Origin of the sequence: Roseateles sp. (assembly GCF_049240545.1) — a bacterium.
Classification (GTDB): Bacteria; Pseudomonadota; Gammaproteobacteria; order Burkholderiales; family Burkholderiaceae_C; genus Paucibacter_A.
The window spans coordinates 1-1394 of sequence record NZ_JBMLSK010000366.1; the positions used below are offsets into that span (position 1 = coordinate 1).

Below are 1394 nucleotides of genomic sequence, written 5' to 3' on the forward strand. Positions count from 1 at the left end.
AGGATCATGGCGCGCAAAAGTGTTTTGAGCCATGCCAGCAGCAGGCGCAGGTTGTGGCCGATGGCGGCCATCATGATGGCATAGGTATCGCCATGGGTGCCGGCATAGGCGTGGCGCTCGAGGCGGCCGTCGGCTTTCATGTGGCCAAGGACAGGTTCGATGGCGTTGCGCCGCCGCAGTTCCCGTTTGATGGTGGGCGAGGTGATGCCACGGGTGTGGCTCACATAGACGGCGGGTCCATCGTCATCCTTGATGCCATGGCCACGATAGCCCCGGTCGACATAGGCACGCTGGACTTGTGTGCCGGTGATGCGGGTGACCTGGGCGAGCTGGTCCTTCAGCGTGTGGCCATCATACGGCAGACCGGGGCGGACTTGGGCACCCAGCACGAACTGGCCCCCGGGACAGCGGGCATTGGTGACGGCAAAGCTTGCCTTGACGCCGAACTCGTAGCGCACGCGGGCCTTGCCTTTGGCGATGCACTCGACCTCGGGTGCATGAAACGCATAGAGCTTGCCACCCTCGGGCTTTTTTCCAAAGGCCTGGGCATGGATGGTGGTGGCGCGCTCCAGCACTGTGGCCAGCCTAGTACCGGGGCCACGGTCCTCAGGCTTTGTCTTTGCTGTGATATCCCGGATCAAGCGACCCAGCCGGATGCGGATGAAGCGCAGATGGGCCATGGCCTGCTTGTGGCCACGCCCATGGATCAGGCGGGCAGCCTCGCGCCGGGCATGGGCGCTCACGCGCAGATACGACTGACGCACGCGGACCCCACAGGCCTCGGCTGTAGAGTTCAGATGCTCGATGGCGCGCACCATCAGATGGCTATCAGTGGGGTGGGCCACCGCCTTGGTGGCCACAGTGGTATCAACCGTTACGCGCTCAAGCTGACCGGGCTTTACCGCGCCGGATTTGGTGGCCATGGTGATGGTTGCCGCCAGCATGACCTCAAGGTCCTCCTCCTTGATCCGCGAGCGCCAGCGGCTGATGGACGAGCGATCAGCAGGCAGGGTGTGCTGGAAGAAGGTCTCGCCGCAGAAGTGCTGGAAGTAAGGGTTCTCGACCCATGCCGCACACACTGCCTCATCCGACAGGTTCTTGATCTGGCCCAGAAGGTGCAGGCCCACCATCAGCCGCACCGGCAAGGCAGGCCTGCCACGCTCGGACACGAAACGCCCGGCAAACCGGGTCTCCAGCCCCGCCCAGTCGATCCGGGCAGCCAGCAATACAAGCGGATGACGTGCATCGATGATCGAGGTCAGGCGCTGGCGGAACAGGTCATCGGGTACATCACGGACAGGTGGCTTGGGGCGCATTATCAGCTCCATGGAACAGGCCAGCACACTGAATCAGCACTGCCGCCCAAGCGCTACCCCCCTCGCGCAGCCGCGCAC

1 protein-coding gene is annotated in these 1394 nt (G+C 63.9%); it reads right to left on the reverse strand.

Annotated features, from left to right (window positions below; genetic code table 11):
* Positions 1-1316, reverse strand: a 1316-nt coding sequence (locus ACOVRJ_RS22035) for an IS5 family transposase (RefSeq protein WP_422045963.1), incomplete at its 3' end; no start/stop codon positions are given.
* Between the last annotated feature and the right edge of the window lie 78 nt (positions 1317-1394).